Source organism: Fischerella major NIES-592, from assembly GCF_001904645.1.
Classification (GTDB): domain Bacteria; phylum Cyanobacteriota; class Cyanobacteriia; order Cyanobacteriales; family Nostocaceae; genus Fischerella; species Fischerella thermalis.
Map to the genome: position 1 here is coordinate 292,638 of NZ_MRCA01000004.1, position 18,645 is coordinate 311,282.

An 18,645-nucleotide genomic window follows, 5' to 3' on the forward strand; every position below is an offset into this window, starting at 1 on the left:
TCGCTCTCCTTTTTCTTTAAAAAGACACAGAATCCCAACTAATAGCAATTTAATAGACATCGACCGAATTGAATTATGCGTTGCTCAAAATCCTTGTAGAGACGCGCTGTTTGAAGCGTCTCTACATTCTTTTTCACCAGATGTCTAATGTGAAGACGGACTAAATTAGTAACTCTCCTCGCATAGCGATCGCATCGGTGATCAAAATGTAGATACAACTGGAGCAGTTGGAGACGCTCTTAGCAGCGCTACTTTAGGTGGTGTATTAGTTGGTCTTAGCAGCTTGGCGCTTCCTGGTATTGGAGCTGTGCTAGCAGCAGGTTCGGTTGGTATGGCATTAGTTACTAGTGCTGCAGGTGTTGCTGTCAGTGCACAGGAGGCGAGGCTTTGTTTTTGGGGCAATTCTTGCTCCTCTATTTGGCTTGGGCTTGTATAAGCGTCGCTAGAAAATGAAAATTTCTTCTATATTCTGACCGTCACTTTTTAATCACATTTTGTTTTAAAAATAAAGAAAGAAAGCAGAGTCAAAAGTTAACTAGCGATGAATAAACAAGTATTATTCGGCTTAACCTTAACAGCAATTTCTGCAATTACAATTCCAACCTTACCTACCTTGGCACAAACTCAAACTAAAATAAGTGATTTACAACAACGTGCCAACGGCATAACTGTATCTGGTAAAGTTACGCAAGCTGTAGGTAATAATTTTATCATTGATGATGGCACAGGGCAGCTAATTGTTGATGCGGGACCGCGTTGGTGGCGGGAAATTAATCTTAAGCCTGGTGAGCAGGTTACTGTTACGGGCGAGTTGGGCAGAGGTGGGGAGTTAGATGCCTTTTCCATTACTCGTGAAGATGGTTCTGTAGTTGATATTCGTCCTTACCCAAGGCCCACCACCTTGGGCGGGTGGCCCTAACCGCAACCGACCCAACTAACAGTCAATCTGCCAAGAATATTTCATCAAACGCCGAGCTATCGACAGCCTATTTCCACACGGGAGGCAATTACAGCAGATTTCAACATTGTGAACTACAGAATACCCCACCCGCGCTATCGCGCATCTGCCCCTTATCCCCACAGAATGGGGATTCCCCCTTTACCCGCTAGCGGAGAAGGTTAGGGAGGGGTGTACTCCATTTATTTGCAAAACGCTGTAAATTACCAATTACCTACCAATTCTTCACCAAAATACCCACAAGTCCAAAAAAGGCAGCGATCGCTAAAACAGACAATAGATTCAAACCTATACGCACTTCTTGTTCGTTATTCTGCCAGCGCATAATCCAGAAAGAATCTGTACCTAAAACAAATGAAGGAACCTGCAAAATCTGGAAGATTGGCATCAGCAGAAAGCTACCCAAAAACACTACCATCAAAGCTAGGAGCGTAACGTTACCCCAAACCCATAAAGCAGAACGAGTTTTTGAACTAGAAGTTTTAAAGGGTAGCGAACGAAAATCAACATCAGGAGGAGCGTAAATCGCCATACCTGTATGACGATCTTCCACCTCAATTGACGCAGGACAGCGCAGCAGCAGCGTTGCCATCCACAAATCACCGCTAGCTCCAGAAGTATTAAATACTACAACTAAACCAAGCCAAGCTGCTTGTGGAAATATCGCTACTAAAACCAGACACAGCAAATCAATTACAACCAACGGAGCCAGGTCAATAACCAAATATGCGTTACGGGAAAAGCGAGTTCCTGGTGAAGTTGCGTAAGCATAAGGTAAGAAAAATTTAACACCAACTCCGTAACGGGGCGACCCACCAAAGGCAGCGAACGCCACCCCGTGAATTAATTCGTGAATAATGATCTGTCCGAATAAAACAGCAATAAATCCTAAGAATACAACAAGGGCTGACCATTGATTTGTTTGGTTACTTGCAGATATAAATGTCCATGTCTGCCCGTGAATGGCTTGGTAAAATCCACTCACACCTGCCACACTTATAAAAAAAAGCACAATACTCAAGGTTGCCCAACGCAACGCGAGTTCGTGCGTTAGGCGGAAAATATAAGTTGGCTCGTGATGATGAACCATAAACTATCAACGACTGCTATTGAGTATTTTGGTTATTACCAGAAGTCCGAACAATATACTGATTAGCAGGCGAATCTTCAGGAAGTGGTTCAATTCTTCCCTGAGAAACCAATGTTTGATGGATTAAAGCCGCAATTTCTGCACGGCTAGCAGGCTGGTTAGGGTTGAGTTCTCTTGCATTTGGATAGTTCACCACTATATTTTGTTTGGTCGCTGCGGCGACATCAGGAATAGCATTTTGCGGGATACTGTTGGCATCTGTGTAATAGTCATTGACAATAGCTGAGGCAGAACGTTCGGGTTGTGTAGTTTCTTGAGGTGTCGTTGTTCCAGGAGGTACAGCCTCGGCTCTAGGAATTATTAGAGGCTGCATTAAGGAAGTTATTGCGATTGGGACAAATACTGGTTTTCTCCTTGCTCGTTGTTGTGTAGTTGGTTGAGTAGTTGGAGAAACTGCCACTGGCGTATCAGAAGTTAAATCTAAACCTCTGTTCAAAGCAGTTATTGCTTCTACTTTGGTAACAGGTTGATTTGGTCGAAAATTACCATTAGGGTAGGCAGACATAAAGCCTTGTTGATATGCTGACTCAATTGGATTTTCTGCCCAGGATTGTTCAGAAACATCTTTGAATACAGAGCCGCTTTCTATCTGTCGCACTGGCGGTTGGTTAAAAGCTTGACGAATAATGGCAGCTAATTCATCACGCTGTACTGCTTGCTCTGGTCGAAATGTACCATCAGGATATCCCGCTACAATGTTCTTCTGCGCCAAGCGTTGAATGAATGGTTGCGCCCAATAATTAGGTGGCACATCACGGAAGGTTGTCTGTATTGGAGTTTGAGCATGACTTAGTAAGGGTACAGCTGCATTGACTGCTAAACATAAAGTGGGTACAGATACAGCTACTGAGAATAATCGAAGAAAGCTAGTCATGAGGATACCTCCTAATGATCATACTTATTTACTAATAGTATTTTCTGGATTTCATTCCTATATCTATCTATTGGTATTAATCTGATTTTCCTAGATACTTATTCAGAGACAATTGGAAAAATAGGTACAATGCATCTATTTCTAATTCAAGATTTTCAGCTAATATGTTTACAGGCAAGGTTTTTTGCGCGTTGTATCAAAGGGGATTAAGAATGAACCACCAAGACGCCAAGAACGCCAAGGATCAAATTTTTCTAACATCAATTTCAGCTAATTGCGTATGATATTGTACTTCCGCAGTTGGTAATTGGGGAAAAGGTAATTGGTTTTTACCTATTCCCTGTTTCCTTTTATCGAGTGATTAACTAACTCAGTCAAGAGGGTCAAATCGGTTGACTAATGCGGATAATATAAGCATTGGCAACCCGAGAAGCAAGCAAATTAACCATTGATTTAAGTTTAGTGGTGCTGTAGAAAATAAGCTATTCATCAAGTTCCATTGACTAAAAATTATCTGCAAAATTACAGTACAAGCAATTCCAATTCCAATTGCTGAGGCATCGTTAATTCTATGTCTAATTCCTCGAAGTCTGGCAATAACAGCACTTCCTAATTGACTAATACTTAAAAGATAAAAAATTCGTCCAGCTACTAAGGCTTGAATTGCCATTGTCCGAGCTAAATCGATATTTCCTGTGGTTTGTCGTATCCATTCAAATACGCCAAAAATCAAAATCCAGTTAAAGATGGAAATTGCCAGGATGCGTTGGAGTAGACTTGGGGATAGTAAAGGTTCACGAGGATTACGTGGTGGTTTTTGCATCACCCGTTCAGATTTTGGCTCAAAGGCTAAGGGTACAGTCATGGTGATAGAATTCACCATGTTCAACCACAGAACTTGTAAAGATAAAATCGGCAATTCTCTGGCAAGTAGTACACTAATCAAAATCGTCATCGATTCACCACCATTGACGGGTAGAATGAAGGCGATCGCTTTAAGCAGGTTTCGATATACAGTCCGCCCTTCTTCAACTGCTGCTTCTATGGAAGCGAAATTATCATCGGTCAAAATCATGTCAGAGGCTTCTTTCGCTACCTCTGTACCTGCACCTCCCATCGCAATACCAATATCTGCCTGTTTGAGGGCGGGTGCATCGTTGACACCATCCCCTGTCATGGCGACGACTTCGCCTCTAGATTGTAGTGCTTCAACAATACGCAGTTTCTGTTCTGGTGCAACACGAGCAAACACCACTCCATCTTCTATGGCTGTAGCAAGTTCTGATTTACCCATTTGAGCAAGTTGACTTCCTGTAAAGGCCAGAACTTCACCGTTTTTGTTGAAGCCCATACTTCTGGCTATTGCTTGGGCGGTGACTGCATGATCGCCTGTAATCATTTTGACTTGAATACCAGCTTCTTGACAGGCTTGTACCGCTTTGATTGCTTCTTTTCTAGGTGGATCGATCATCCCCTGCAATCCCAAGAAAATCAAATCATTTTCGATATCTGCATGTTGTAGAGACGTTGTGCACAACGTCTCTATATCTGGCACAGTTTTCTTGGCAAACGCTAACACCCGTAAACCCTGATGAGCCATTGCATCAACTTTCTGATGTATAGTTTCTGCATCCAGAGGGATAAGGTTCCCCTCTACGTCCAACATCTGTTGACAACGTTTGAGAATTGCTTCGACCGAACCTTTGACGTAGATAGTTCCTTGTTTTTTATCACTTGCGAATGACGAAGTTTCATGCAAAGTTGCCATGTATTGAAACTCAGACTCGAAGGGAATGACATCTAACCTGGGCATTTCCTCTTCTAAGCTGCTACGGGTAATTCCAACTTTGTTGGCAACAACTATCAATGCTCCTTCTGTGGGATCACCAACAACCTGCCACTGTCCGTTCTTTTTTTCTAGGTGTGAATCATTACATAACAATCCGGCTTTTATACATTCTTGAAGAGCAGAAGAATTATCCCAATTTACTGGCTTTTCATTGAGTAAAATTTTTCCTTGTGGGACATAGCCTACACCAGTGACAGTATAATTTTGATCTCCTGCATATATTGCTTGTACAGTCATCTGATTTTCTGTCAGGGTTCCAGTTTTATCAGAACAGATAACTGTGGCACTACCGAGGGTTTCCACTGCTGGCAATTTGCGAACAATAGCATGACGCCGCGCCATGCGGGAAACACCAATTGCTAGTGTAACCGTGACAACAGCTGGTAATCCTTCGGGAATAGCACTGACAGCAAAGGCGATCGCAGCTTCAAACATTTCTGTCCAGGAGTAGCCGTATCCCAGCCCAACTGCAAACATGAATGCTGCTATCCCTAAAATGATATACAGCAAGGTGCGGCTAAATTTGTCAAATTTGCGGGTTAATGGCGTTTTCAGACTAGTTCCCTGTTCTATGAGCTGGGAAATGCGTCCAGTTTCTGTAGCATCTCCTATGGCAACAACAATGCCTTTGCCAGTACCAAAGGTCACGAAGCTACCAGCATAAGCCATATTGGTGCGTTCTGCTAAAGGTGTATCTAGATTCAACGATTGTGTATTTTTTTCAATTGCAATTGATTCACCTGTGAGTGCTGACTCATTCACTTGCAGATTCCGTACTTGCACCAGACGCAAATCGGCTGGAACCTTATCTCCAGAAGCAAGTAGTACCACATCTCCCGGTACTAACTCTGTGGAAGGAACTTGCATCTTTTGACCATTGCGAATGATGGTTGCATTAGTTTTTACTGAGGAAGCTAAGGCAGCGATCGCACTTTCGGCCTTTGATTCTTGCACAAAACCAATAATGGCGTTAATCAAAGTTACACCCCAAATCACCCCAGCATTCACCCACTGCCCTAAAAATGCCTTGATTGCACCCGCAATCAACAAGATGTACAGCAGTGGTTGGTTAAATTGCAAGAGAAATCTTAGCAGTGGACTTTTTCCAGGTTTGCTTTTGAGTTCATTCGCACCAAAACGTTCCCGTTTTTTTGCCACGACAGCAGAGGCTAAACCCGTTTCTAAATTAGTATCTAAATGCCGAGTTACTTCTTGTATAGACAGATGATGCCATTGGCTTGACTGAATTATCTCTTGTGATGTTGCTGTCATCTTATTTGCCCTTATATTTAACACTGACTAAAAAAGAATGAAGTAGGAAGGATAAAGTATGAACATTTTTCATCCTTCACACTTCATCCTTTCGGTGACAGGGTAAATTAAGATTATTAGTCTATTAATTGTTGTTCTAGTTGCTAGCTAATTACTAAAGTTGGCCTGTACATCCAGTATTAGAAACAAATGTGATTTAAAAGTGAGTGCAATTGATCAGTCAACTTCTAGTAAATTTATCACTTATAGTAGATGACAAAAATTGACGACTAGGCATAGGAAGACTTTTTTGTGCAGCATTATCAAGCCTTGAGTGGTCAAAAGTTATGCACAAACACTCACACAGCAACTTTTCCCAAATGCTATCGACATTCAATTAGAACAGACGCATGGACGTGTAGTTCACGCATTATCAAAGTCTATAAGCCAATACTATCTGATTTTTAAATCCCTGCCCTTGAAAGACCTCTCCATCTTCCTTTTGCGCGCTGGCGAGAAAAACTTTTTACCAAAGTGATATGAAAGTCATTTTAAGTGGGTAAGTTACTTTTAGAACATGGCAATCACCTATAACATCCCCACTTTAAGGAGAAACCAATGCTTAAGCCAGAACTGCAAGCCAAATTCCTCCAGTATTTGAACAACCGTAAGAAAAAAAATGAAGAGGGTTTTACACTTATTGAATTATTGGTGGTAGTAATTATTATCGGTGTATTAGCGGCGATCGCGTTACCTTCACTACTTGGTCAGGTGAACAAAGCGAAGCAATCGGAAGCCCGGAACTACGTAGGTACAGTGAACCGTTCTCAACAAGCCTACTTCCTAGAATACCAAAAGTTTGCTACCAACCTCTCCGAATTGCAAGTAGGAATCAAAAGCCAATCTGAAAATTATAAATACCAAATTTTTGGTGGGGGAACTGCGGATGCTCAATTTAAAGGGGAAGCTACTAAAAAAGCACTGAAATCCTATTACGGATTGGTAGGTACAACTGTAGGAGATAGTGCTACCTCTGAAGCACTAACACTAGCAATAGCTTGCGAGTCGCCAGGTCCTACAACATCAGTAGACACTGTTACTACATTTTCTACAGATTGTAAAAACAATTTTGTTTCTCTAGCTAGATAGACTCGTTTAAAGTATTTATCAATCTTATAAGTTTCTTTTGTTGGGTAGTGTTTTTAGACACTACCCAACTTCTGCAATTAGCTTACAGTAATATTTCTCCATAAGCAATTGCGATATCTTTTATTACCTTCACCAATTGTTGAGAATCGCTATGCTCTCTTTAACTACTCCTAGTCAATACCATCAACGTGCAGAAAAATATTTTCTTACAGGTAATTATATTCAAGCGGCAAGTCTCTACGAAGAAGCTATTAATATAGAACCTGATATTAAATCCTACTATTGGTATTTAGGATTAATGTTGCTATTGCAGGGGCAAGAGGTAGAAGCTCAAACAACTTGGTTCATGGCAATGATGGATGGGGAGCCAGAACAGGTTGATGCATGGAATGCAGAATTAGTAACGATTTTACAAACAGAGGCTGGACGTCAGGAATCACTGAAAGAATATTCAATTGCTGAGAAAATTCGCCGCATCATCAAGGAAATTTATCCTCAAGATATTCATAACCTCTTGCATCTTGTTTTGTTATCTATCAAGTTAGAAATATATACAGGGGATGATTTACAAGAGTTGGGAGTAATCGAGATTCTCCAATTTGAACCTAATATACAGATAAATTTCGAGTTATTGATGCAGGTTCTAAAAGCTACTTTAGATTATGCTCCTGCACACCCATCAACCCTAAATTTTCTAGAAGTTTGCTTACCTTATTGTCAAGATAACACCAAAGCTTTACTAACTATTTTATTGCCATCTGCAATAGAAATTGCATACTCCAAAAGACTACCGACAATAGCAGCACAATTGTGTGAACTTTATTTAAAATTAAGTCCTAATAACACAGAAGTTATAGGTCAATTAGCTAGTTTTTATCAAAATGCTGGTCAATTCGACAAAGGTATAGAAACAGCAAAATTATACTATTCTTTGGTCGATGATCTCGCAGATAAAGTTTTTGCTAATCGTCAGATATTACGGGGATTAATGAGTGCAGGCGGACATTGGCAAGAATCTTGTTCTGTAAATCAAAGACAAGAGTCATTAGTAGCAGAACTCATAGAAAATAATCCTACACAACTAGATGAAGTTAGAATAGTGAGGCTATTTAATGCATTCTTTTTCAGCCCATATCTTGAAGACAATCCTAAAAAAAACAGAAGTCTGCAAAACCGTTTACTACAACTTTGCCAGGCAAATATAGTGAATTATGCAAAAGAACAAGTAGAAAAATATTTTCATCGTAACTTAGGCAGAAAGAAAATAAATCACATTAATAATAAAATTAACTTAGGATATCTATCTCATTGTCTAAGAAGCCATTCTGTAGGTTGGCTTGCACGCTGGCTATTCCAATATCATGACAGAGATAAATTTCAGATCCATGCTTATTTCATCAACACAAATCCCGAATTTGATCCTTTACATGAATGGTATCTTAGCAATGTCGATAAAGCATACAAATTAAGTAAAACTTTCGAGCTAGCCGAACAAATATACCAAGATGAAATTGATATATTAATCGATTTGGATAGCATCACCTTAGATATTACTTGTGAAGTTGTATCCCTAAAACCTGCACCAATTCAAGTCACTTGGTTGGGTTTCGATGCTTCTGGTAGTCCATCAATAGATTATTTTATTGCTGATCCCTACGTTTTACCAGAATCAGCCCAAGAATATTACACTGAAAAAATTTGGCGTTTACCTCACACCTACATAGGTATAGATGGTTTTGAAGTTAGTGTACCTACGATAACTCGTGAGCAATTAGATATTCCTCATGATGCAGTCGTCTATCTCTGCGCTCAACGTGGCTTTAAAAGACATCCAGATATTACAAGACTTCAATTGCGAATTCTTAAAGAAGTTCCCAATAGCTACTTCTTAATTAAAGGTATATCTGATGAAGAATCTACTAAAGCATTCTTTGAAAAACTAGCAGAAGAAGAAGGTGTTGATACATCAAAATTCCGCTTTCTACCAATCGTGATTGCAGAATCAGTTCACCGAGCTAACTTGGAAATTGCAGATATAGTATTAGATACATATCCCTACAACGGAGCTACGACTACCCTAGAAACCCTATGGATGTGTATTCCTATGGTGACAAGAGTAGGTGAACAATTTGCTGCGCGTAATAGCTATACCATGATGATGAATGCTGGTATCACAGAAGGGATAGCCTGGACTGATGAAGAATATGTAGAATGGGGTGTGCGTTTAGGAAAGGATGAGGCTTTACGACAACAAATTGCTTGGAAATTGAAAAAATCTAGGAAAACAGCACCTCTGTGGAATGGTAAGCAATTTACTCGTGAAATGGAAAAGGCTTACGAACAGATGTGGAAGAAATATCTAGAGGAAGAATAGACCTTTAGCAACTAATTCAGGACTTTGTTGTTTCTTATTATTATTGCCAATACATCCAATATTCTAATCTCAGGTAAATTTGATAGATTTCATATACTCCAACATCCCACCCTTAAATCAATTTAGGGCTAATAGCAAAAACCCACTTTAAGTGGGTTAAATAGCTTATTCATTCAGTCTACTTTGACTAGACTTAGGTTTCTTATCCCGCAGTTTACTTGCGGGCGATTCAATTGTTTAGTCTGATAATATTAATCGAACTCAAATTAATTTGGAAAACTAAAATTTTAGCTCCAGATAATCTGAAGTCTAGAGTAAAACCAAATAAAAGGCTACTTTGCTGGGTGAATCAACTTTCTTATTTCTCTTCTTTTCCCCTTACTTTGTGCCCTTCGCGCCTTCGCGGTTCGTTATTTAACACCTCAAAGTTGTTCTGGCGAAGTACTAGATAAACTTCTTGTAGAGGACTACCAGCAGTTATAGCCTTAATTTTAGCGTGTGTTATTCCAAGTTCCAGTAAATATTTGCACTACCTTGATGCAATTAATCAATTTCTTATATGAGGCGATCGCTTCTTGCTATCTTGCTTGATTTTACTCAACTAAAAAAAACTCTTTATCTCGTGCTTGGCTAAAGCTTGCTAATTCATAAGCCGGAAGAGTATCTGCTTTTGCTTGTATTAATGCTTGTTGATTTTCATGTTCTAAAACAATTCGGCCATGAAGACGAGGTAGTAAAACTTTCCACTGAATATCAGCCAAATTTCCTACTATAGAAATTTGTAATCCATCAGTGACATCTAGATCTTCCTCCATGAGAAGATTCATGGTGACGCTGGATAAGAACAACTCTACATCTTCAGTAGCAATATTATTAGTATCAATAAGTAAAGTTATACTGCTACTCTCAGAATGAATTGCTAGTGTCTTAATTACTTGTGCCAACTCTAAACCGATTAATTCTTCTGATTGTAACCAATCAGGAAAAGTAATTAAATTTATCTCTTTTAGATTTAAAGGCAAAAGTGTAGCATCAATTAAAGCTGAACTAACAATTTCTGCCATTTTTGACCAAGAAAACTTTTTCGCTTGTTCTAAACCCGCAGCAATTAATGATTGACGAACACTAGGTTTTTGCACTTCGCAAAGTGCATCTGCTAGTGCCGATACATCATCATCTTTAATATATATAGCTGCTTCTCCTGCTACTTCTGGAAGTGAAGCATTAGGACAAGTAATAACTGGACAACCACAGGCCATTGCCTCTATTATTGGCATTCCAAAACCTTCATATTTAGAAGGATAGACTAACGCAACTGCGCCAGAATAAGCTGTTGCTAACTCCTCATCGCTCAGTTGCAACATATGTACAACACTACCTGATGTATACGTTCTAAATTCTGGTGCTAATAGACCACAACTTCCTGTACAGACAATATCAAATCCATTGCTACTCGCTAATTTTGAGAAAGCTTGAAAGAATAAGATACCATTTTTGTAACCATTTCCTGTACCAACCAATAGGAAATACGGTTTGTTAATACTATACTTATGTTTAAAGGCTTGAATTTTTTCTGGTTTAGATGGGAAAAAAGTGTTTTTGACTCCACAATAAGCTACAGTAACAGACTCTCTGACTATATCTTTGTAAGAGTTTACAAGATCATTGGCTGTATTTTCTGAAATTGTTATATAGGAAGATGCATGTCGAATACCATGCTTTTTTTCTCGCCACATAGGATTATTCATATCCCATCCCATTACTTCTGGAATCATGTCATATGCCATGAAAACAGAAGGCGTTGTTATCGGGGTTGTGTAATAACTGGAGATAAAAACTTCAGCACCTTCTTCATCACAAACTTGCTGTAGTATTTCTCGGTCTACATCAGTATTATCGTAGTCATAAGCTGGTACTGTACGGTATCTAATACCAGGAATTTTAGGAGCGGTATCAGCGCGGTCAAGTACAATAATATGTTTAGCAAACCCATTGGTTGACCACTCTTCTAATAATGATTTCCAAACACGTGCAATACCAGTTTGATACAGTTGAAAGAATACACCATCTACAATAATTATTGGTGATACTTTGTTAATCTGAGTAATTTCTTGCTGCACTTCATCTGGTTGTAAAAATCGCCAAATATTACTGCCACTCTCTCTTTGTGCTATTGGTATTATTCCCCTAGTATGTGCAATATCTACTTGGGTTTCATCTTGAACCCAAGGAAAATATTCCCTCAACAAAATTGGAAATTTGGTAGTTTTCTGCAAAGCATTCCATTGAGTAACAGCACTACTGTAGCCGTAGTATTGTTCTTTAAATTTTAATTGTTCTGGTGTTACATAGGCAAAATGTTGAAATACTAAACCATGCTGTTCTGTTTCGTGATGTAAAAAAGGATTTACGGCAGCTACATTTTTAAATTGACCATCTGCTAAAGTTTCTACTAGTACAGGAGGTTCATGTGCAGCCCAAATATATCCTGGCTTATATCTCCAAGTTCTTAGCCACTCTTGTTGAGGATTCTGTGCATAGCAGTTACGAGTACTAATAATTAGTTGTTCACCTACAAAATACCAACACCAATAGAAAGCGGCTGTTTTTTCAGGGTTACTAATAAATATTTCTCTAGCAGTACAAATCTGCTCTAATGTCCATAGTTCATCTACATCTATTTGCCATAGCAAACATTCTTCTTGGATATTGGCAAGTGGAGCGTTTACCATTTCTCGCTTTCCATCCCAGAAAACGCCTTCAGGCTGACGATAAATTGTAATGTTATCTGGGTACTGGCGCACTAGTTCATCTAGATATTCCGTAGTCCCATCACAACTACGCCCATTTTTATGAACTTCATCACTAATACGCCCACCGAGTTTTACACTCCAACTGGTGTCATGTTTTAAATCTGCCACACCTTCAACAATATGCCAATGCCATTTGAAAGGTAGTTGTTTGAATACTTCAATATGGTAACGGATAAATGGTTGTCCATTTAGAACAATAGTAAAAAAGTGAATTGGCAAACCTGTTGTTAATGATGAGTTTGTAGCAGTTATATTTTTTTGTCCACATGCGAGACTTGAGGAATATTCATGATTTACGAGAATGTATTTCGCTATTTTATGCCATACACGTTCTGGCCCAGGCCATGTATGTATAACATCATGAAATGCTATCCAACCACCATCTTTAACCAATGGAAATGACAATTCAAAATCTTTTAAAACATCTAAATACTGATGAGAACCATCAATAAAAATAAAGTCAATATTTTTACCATCTGTTAATTCATGCCAATAACTCAACACATCATGGGAGTAACCACGTAATGGTATAACATATTCCTCAAGTCCATTGATTTGAATATTTTGCCGCCAAATTTCAAAAAATTGTCGCTCAGAAAAGTCGGAATCATTACCATTCCATGTATCAATGGCATAAATTTTTCGATTTGTTCCTATGCAAGCATAGCCCATAGCAATCGTTGAACGCCCTCTAAAGGAACCAATCTCTACTATCACAGCTTCTTCTGGAAGAGATTGTACTTTGTTAAAAAGGTATTCTTCTTGCCCAGAAATCATGAACCCTGGTATAGATTTAACAGCATCATCAATAGTTTGATAACTAACTGGCTTAACATTTTTTTGTTTAAAAATAGCATAGCCATTACGTATATTTTTGTTACAGCTAATTAGAGTGTAATTAGAGTCTTTCATTAAGCGGGAAAAAGTTTTATAATTTTTAAATGTATTGATATCATCTAAACAAATATATTTTGCTCCATAAATTTCATCCAATTCAGCATTACCCGTAAATTCTGAACCATCAATCAGTACTAAATCAAAATAATCAATATTGTTTTCCTGTTTGATTTTTTTAATTCCATGCTCCGATAATCCAGAATTATTTACATACTCAATATCTTGGTGTAACCAAGAAAGTACGAGTTCTAACGGGTAATTTTTTAGATTATTTTCTGTATTTTTGTAAAAATCAATGACTTCATTTTCGTTAGGAAAACTTTCGACAGGTACAGAAGATAAGTTATATACTTTTACAAAATCATCATTTTTGTATCTCTTTTTTAATTCAGTAAATCTGGTTTTTGACACTTCCATACAAAATAATATGGGTTTGTGAGGATTGTGTCTTATTCCTGTGACAAATGCCTCAGTACTTCCTTCTCCTGAAGATGAACCGATTTCTAAAACTGTTTTGATATTTTCTTCTCTAGTAATTCTTTGAAGAGTTGCATAAAATTCATCATTTTTAATTTCTGGAGGAATTAAACGGTTCAGTTCAGAATTGGTAATTTCATTATTCATATTCATACTTATATTTTTAATTAGTTATTCTATTGTTTGTTCTTACTACTTACTTGTTTTTTCAACTCTTCTAAGAGGACTTTGTAATTTTGTCGTTCTGGATTCAATTTCACCAACTTTTCCAAGGGTGCGATCGCGCCCTTGATATCACCTAGCTGCAACCGTATTTTCACTAATCCCTCTAAAGCAGTTTGGTTTTCTGGTTCTCGCTGTAATACCAACTCAAAACCCTGGGCTTGTTGTTGTAACGAGGTATCAGCAGAAGATGTCACTGGTTTAGGGTTTTGAATAGCCTGTTGCAGTGTAGGAACTATAGCCAATACCCCAGAGCCAAAAAAAGATACAATTGACACCCAAGTCAAAATCCTTTGTCGTCGCTCTATTTTTTGACGGTGGGCGACTAGGTATTCTTCACCTGAACTAGCCATCTTCAACAGTTACTGCGGTAAATACTTAAGTACCAGCAATCCTCCTGTTAAGAGAATACCCAGTGTTTTTCAAAAACTAACATCTGGGTTAAAGATATTTCGCGCAATTTTCTCTGTGTCCTCTGTGTCTGTGTGGTTTTTTAATTGAACCGCAGATAAACAGAAAATACAGAGAAGAAACAGGAGTGATCTACTCCCAATCTTGAAATTTATCGCTTGTATTGCGAAGTAAAGAATTTAACTGGGCGCGATGAGTTTCAAAGTTGGCGGCGATGGAAATGAAGATGATACCCACTACTAAGCCAATAATCCATTTAAAAAATGAGTAGCGCAAGCTAAAAAGCACTAATTGATAAAAAGCAGTAATCAAAAAGGTAGCTGTGCCAACATACAGAAAAGCCCGCACTCGCAAACCTAAGCCTGCAAAGATAGCGATGAGACTGAATATTCCTGGTATTAAGGCTGTATCTTGATGAAATAAAATCGCCCATCCGCAAATTAAGCCGCTACTCAGCAGTCGCCAGTAGTGACGGCTGGCTTTCATGTCTGGTTGTCTTAGTTGGGGATCAAATTGGGCAACATATAGTAGAGATAAGCCGATTACTGTCACATACCATAAACTATCATTCAAACCGAATGCAGCAAACCAGCGGAAAATAGCCCAATCAATCAACGCCACGCTGATATAGGTAACGCGGAATTGATTGCTAAATTTGCCAAGGAAAGCGTAAAATCCGGCTGTTAACAGCAAAGCAATTGGATGAATTTGTAGTCTGGTTTCCCATAAAAGTATTAGTGGTATGATGTAGGCGGCTCTTTGCCAAGGTCTTTTTGACCAACCCCAGGTTTCCCAAGGTAAGATGTAGAGGAAATAGGCAACCACACAGGCGATCGCAGCATTCCAAGGTACTAATGGCCCAGCAAACCATTGTCCCACAGTTGTTTCTCGCCAAAAAATCCTCATCGCAGCTACTTCTAATAACCCCAGGTAAACCCAAATTTCATCGGGTGTCGCTACTGACGCAAAGTTACTGCTGTTTTCTCTCTGCTGTGGGCGTCTTCCCTGAAAGATGGCGTAACGAATCAAAAATATACCTGTTCCTAAACCCAAGAGGCGGTTAACTTGAATGGGTGCAGTGATAGCTACGATCAATAAAAAGCTGCTCCAAGCCCAATGCAGATGGGCAATCACTTTTAATTCTTGTGGTGTCAGTCGTAAATAATTGACCAGCCAAGGCGACAATAGACGATAGGCATACATAATAGTTGTGCCTAAAGCTGACATGGCAATTAAACCATCACCCCATGCACCCCCTGAAGCTTGCAGCATTTGATAGAACAAAAGTTCATAGGCAGAAATTGATATACCTAAAATTCCCAGGTAAACTAGGGGTTTAAATTCTTGCCGACGTCGCCCCACTCCGATCACAATTACAGCTACACCCAAAGAAGCCAAACCTGTCCAGTCCGTGAAGGTGTTCAATCGTAGCAGTAAGCTGAAGCCTGCATAAATCAACGGGAGAATATGAAAGCTGCTAGGTAATTTTTCTAAACGGTGTCGCCGTTGCCACCATTCTCCAAACAACTGAGAGAATAAACCCAAGGCGATATTGGCGATCGCAATTTGAATCATAGAGCGATCGCTAAAAGCCAGCAACTCGGCAATTAATAATTCTAAACACCAACCAATCCCATAAAAAGCCAAATTTGTTGGTTGTCGCCAACTACGATAAATGATGGCTGCCAGAATAATCACATTAGCAGCGACATATAACAATCCAGGAGTTGCAACACGCTGGTAAACCCAGACAGAGTGCAGTGTCAAACTGAATAACTCTACACCAGTTAAGGCGATCGCCCATCTATCTGTTGCAACTGCATAAATATTTGCTAATTCATTACTTCTTTGTCGCAGTGCTGTGCGAGTCAACCATAAACATAAGATAGTTATTGCCCCGACTACAAACCACCCTTGTACTGATAGTTTCGGGAAACCGGGTACGCCTTCCCACAGCAAGGTGGCGATCGCACTCAGAACAAAACCAACTGTAATTACCGCATAAGCTTTGTGTCTTAAAAAACTAGTGTTTACAAACATCAAAGCCGCAGCAACTGTCAAACCCATTAATCTGGCTGTAGCTACAGGTAAAGTGAGTAACTGGGTAAGTCCCAACCCGATGACACTCAAGACAGTAGTAAAATCTCGCTTTTCTCCACCACTACGACTAGCGACACCTGTGAGAGTTAGGGGAGTAGTTAACCAAATCAGCCCCCAACTCGCATTATTGACAGCATAGTTTCTCCAGGCGAATTCAGCATTTACCCAAAATAGGTAAAAACTAATTGCAGCTAGTCCCAAACCGATGAACCAAGCACTACGTCGCCACCAACCTTCACCAAGACTAAATAGCCACTCGGCTACCATGATGACTAACAAAATGGTTGCCCAGATTTCATTACTCAGATTTGGGAACACCCAATCAATGAACGAACACAGCGTTACTACTCCTGTGATGTGAGTGAGAGATATCAGCGTGGGGGAGGTGGGGAAGGCGGGGGTTCCCTCTGGGGATAAGGGGTAGTATGGTGAGGTGGGGGGAGTATGAGGAGTGTGAGGAGTGGGGGGAGTGGGGCGGCGTTGGGTGACAACTGCTAAAGTGATTGTGGAAAGTAGGAGATTTAGCGATCGCAATGCTGGGTTAACTAAGGCAATTACGGTTAACCCAGAAGCAAAACCTAATGTTAGCTGTTCACCAAACTTAGCTATTTCTCTTCTACCGGTGTGGTGTAGCTTGTCTGTCAGCACCACCATCAAAATGACATAGGGAAATAAAGCGACACTTAGTAAAGCCCAAGCTTCACTTTGAGAATTGGTGAGTTGGGTTGCAGTGGCGATCGCTCTTTGTTGTAAAGCATCAGGTACTAACCGCCAGCCCAGCCAAATTGCCTGCAAACCGATTGCAAAAATAGCTACAAAGTCACGCTTGTGGTTATATAGTTGCAAACGACGAGCGAAAAACCACAAACCCAAGCCAATTACAGCTATTGCTTGCCCAGGATGAGATACTATCGAAACCAACCAACCGAGGAATAACAAGATACCACCGATTAGTTGCCAAGGCACAGATGGGGCTTGTAGAGACGCGCCATGGCGCGTCTCTACACCTTTCGATAGTGCCAACCAAGTTAGCAGCCAACCACAAATACCAACAGCTAATCCTAGCTGCGTCACATCTAGGTGGTGAATAAAAATTCCCCTAACTAACAATACCAGTAAGGCATAAACCACAACCAAGGCAGATAAACTAATACCGTTATCTGTTTGTCGTGATCGCAAACGAGTTTGATAAGCGGTAATCAGAGTCGTTCCTACAACTGCCAGATAAAGGGCAATTAAGGGAAATATTGGTAGATTCCAGCCCCAGTGCAGATAACTTAAGCCGAGAATATTTACTAAAAATAATTTTTGATTTGCTAAATTGGCTGGAAATAGGCGACTTTTGCCGATCAAAATTGTAATCGCACTTAGACAAATAGAGGCGATCGCCACTACTATCCAGTTCACAGGATTGTGCCACAACCCAAAGCGATCCATCGCCCAAAAATTTATTGGCACCAATAAAAGCGTGACAATTAATAATGTCTGTGCCGTCAGTCTTAAATTACTTTGCTTGGCTGTCCACAAACTCATTCCCGCAAAACTCAGGGTATAAGCAAACAAAACCCCATACTGTCCTGATGCAGGAAATCTTTCCCACTGGCTAGCTGCAAGCACTCCAGAAGACAACACTACCAGAAATACACCCAAAAACAGCAGCCAACGCACACTTAATTCTGATAGAAGTGACTGCAATATTTCTGTGGCAAAATTCGGTTTTACTGGTTCTGGTGGTGGCTGAACTTTGTTAGCAGTTACAGGTTGTACAGATGTAGATGTGACAGTTGCTTTCTCTGGTTCAGGTTGAATCTGAGATTCCAATACTACTTTGCAAACAAGGTGTTCTCGACACAGTTGCCGAACTTGGGCATCAGATATCAAGCCCAAGCGCAACCACGTATCAAGTCCTTGCAGTAACTGCGGATGGTAGGATGGCAGCCTAATTTCAATTTTGAGTGGGCGATCAAGGGGGGATGACATAAGTAGTAGCAGTGCAGCTAAGATACTTAAATCATCAGTTTCTCCAACTGTATTTTCGCTCTAGCTGTGCCACTTATGTTGCTGACTGTCGTTAATTTTTATTTACTCACCTGAGTTACACCCCGCCCTTTTGCAACGGG

Annotated in this window: 9 protein-coding genes and 1 pseudogene; 4 read left to right on the forward strand and 6 right to left on the reverse strand. The window is 39.8% G+C overall.

The window, feature by feature from the left end; translation table 11 throughout:
• Nucleotides 1-184 precede the first annotated feature (184 nt).
• Both NIES592_RS25845 and NIES592_RS10445 read left to right on the forward strand, forming a co-directional pair.
• Nucleotides 185-373: pseudogene (locus NIES592_RS25845) on the forward strand (hypothetical protein); the annotation flags it as partial.
• 168 nt (nt 374-541) lie between these two features.
• A complete protein-coding gene (locus NIES592_RS10445; protein ID WP_256678108.1) occupies nt 542-919 on the forward strand; it encodes a DNA-binding protein in 378 nt (125 codons plus the stop codon).
• 253 nt (nt 920-1,172) lie between these two features.
• Here the strand turns inward: NIES592_RS10445 and NIES592_RS10450 are convergent, their stop codons facing one another.
• The 3 genes from NIES592_RS10450 to NIES592_RS10460 form a co-directional block, all read right to left on the reverse strand.
• A complete protein-coding gene (locus NIES592_RS10450) occupies nt 1,173-2,048 on the reverse strand; it encodes a DUF3267 domain-containing protein (protein ID WP_073555697.1) in 876 nt (291 codons plus the stop codon).
• A gap of 16 nt (nt 2,049-2,064) precedes the next feature.
• The gene (locus NIES592_RS10455) at nt 2,065-2,982 is read right to left on the reverse strand and encodes an S-layer homology domain-containing protein (RefSeq protein WP_073555698.1); all 918 of its coding nucleotides are present in this window, start codon (nt 2,980-2,982) and stop codon (nt 2,065-2,067) included.
• Nucleotides 2,983-3,352: 370 nt separating this feature from the next.
• Nucleotides 3,353-6,103 (reverse strand): cation-translocating P-type ATPase, encoded by a 2,751-nt coding sequence (locus tag NIES592_RS10460; protein WP_073555699.1) that lies wholly within the window; start codon nt 6,101-6,103, stop codon nt 3,353-3,355.
• A gap of 597 nt (nt 6,104-6,700) precedes the next feature.
• On the opposite strand from NIES592_RS10460, the gene NIES592_RS10465 reads away from it, so the two are divergent.
• On the forward strand, nt 6,701-7,231 hold the full coding sequence (locus NIES592_RS10465) for a type IV pilin-like G/H family protein (RefSeq protein ID WP_073555700.1): 531 nt from the start codon (nt 6,701-6,703) through the stop codon (nt 7,229-7,231).
• 151 nt (nt 7,232-7,382) lie between these two features.
• The gene (locus NIES592_RS10470; protein WP_073555701.1) at nt 7,383-9,605 is read left to right on the forward strand and encodes an O-linked N-acetylglucosamine transferase, SPINDLY family protein; all 2,223 of its coding nucleotides are present in this window, start codon (nt 7,383-7,385) and stop codon (nt 9,603-9,605) included.
• A 593-nt stretch (nt 9,606-10,198) separates the two neighbouring features.
• On the opposite strand, the gene NIES592_RS10475 is transcribed toward NIES592_RS10470, so the two are convergent.
• The 3 genes from NIES592_RS10475 to NIES592_RS10485 all read right to left on the reverse strand — a co-directional run bounded on the left by NIES592_RS10475 (nt 10,199) and on the right by NIES592_RS10485 (nt 18,505).
• Nucleotides 10,199-13,939, reverse strand: coding sequence for a class I SAM-dependent methyltransferase (locus NIES592_RS10475; RefSeq protein ID WP_073555739.1), 3,741 nt, complete (start codon nt 13,937-13,939; stop codon nt 10,199-10,201).
• A 29-nt stretch (nt 13,940-13,968) separates the two neighbouring features.
• Complete coding sequence (locus NIES592_RS10480; RefSeq protein ID WP_062248150.1) at nt 13,969-14,367, reverse strand: tetratricopeptide repeat protein; 399 nt, start codon at nt 14,365-14,367, stop codon at nt 13,969-13,971.
• 190 nt (nt 14,368-14,557) lie between these two features.
• Nucleotides 14,558-18,505: a DUF2157 domain-containing protein gene (locus NIES592_RS10485; protein WP_073555702.1), complete on the reverse strand. Its 3,948-nt coding sequence runs from the start codon at nt 18,503-18,505 to the stop codon at nt 14,558-14,560.
• Between the last annotated feature and the right edge of the window lie 140 nt (nt 18,506-18,645).

Coding starts and splice junctions, on each gene's coding strand:
- NIES592_RS10445 (WP_256678108.1), top strand. CDS start 542: ATGAATAAACAAGTATTATTCGGCTTAACCTTAACAGCAATTTCTGCA.
- NIES592_RS10450 (WP_073555697.1), bottom strand. CDS start 2,048: ATGGTTCATCATCACGAGCCAACTTATATTTTCCGCCTAACGCACGAA.
- NIES592_RS10455 (WP_073555698.1), bottom strand. CDS start 2,982: ATGACTAGCTTTCTTCGATTATTCTCAGTAGCTGTATCTGTACCCACT.
- NIES592_RS10460 (WP_073555699.1), bottom strand. CDS start 6,103: ATGACAGCAACATCACAAGAGATAATTCAGTCAAGCCAATGGCATCAT.
- NIES592_RS10465 (WP_073555700.1), top strand. CDS start 6,701: ATGCTTAAGCCAGAACTGCAAGCCAAATTCCTCCAGTATTTGAACAAC.
- NIES592_RS10470 (WP_073555701.1), top strand. CDS start 7,383: ATGCTCTCTTTAACTACTCCTAGTCAATACCATCAACGTGCAGAAAAA.
- NIES592_RS10475 (WP_073555739.1), bottom strand. CDS start 13,939: ATGAATAATGAAATTACCAATTCTGAACTGAACCGTTTAATTCCTCCA.
- NIES592_RS10480 (WP_062248150.1), bottom strand. CDS start 14,367: ATGGCTAGTTCAGGTGAAGAATACCTAGTCGCCCACCGTCAAAAAATA.
- NIES592_RS10485 (WP_073555702.1), bottom strand. CDS start 18,505: ATGTCATCCCCCCTTGATCGCCCACTCAAAATTGAAATTAGGCTGCCA.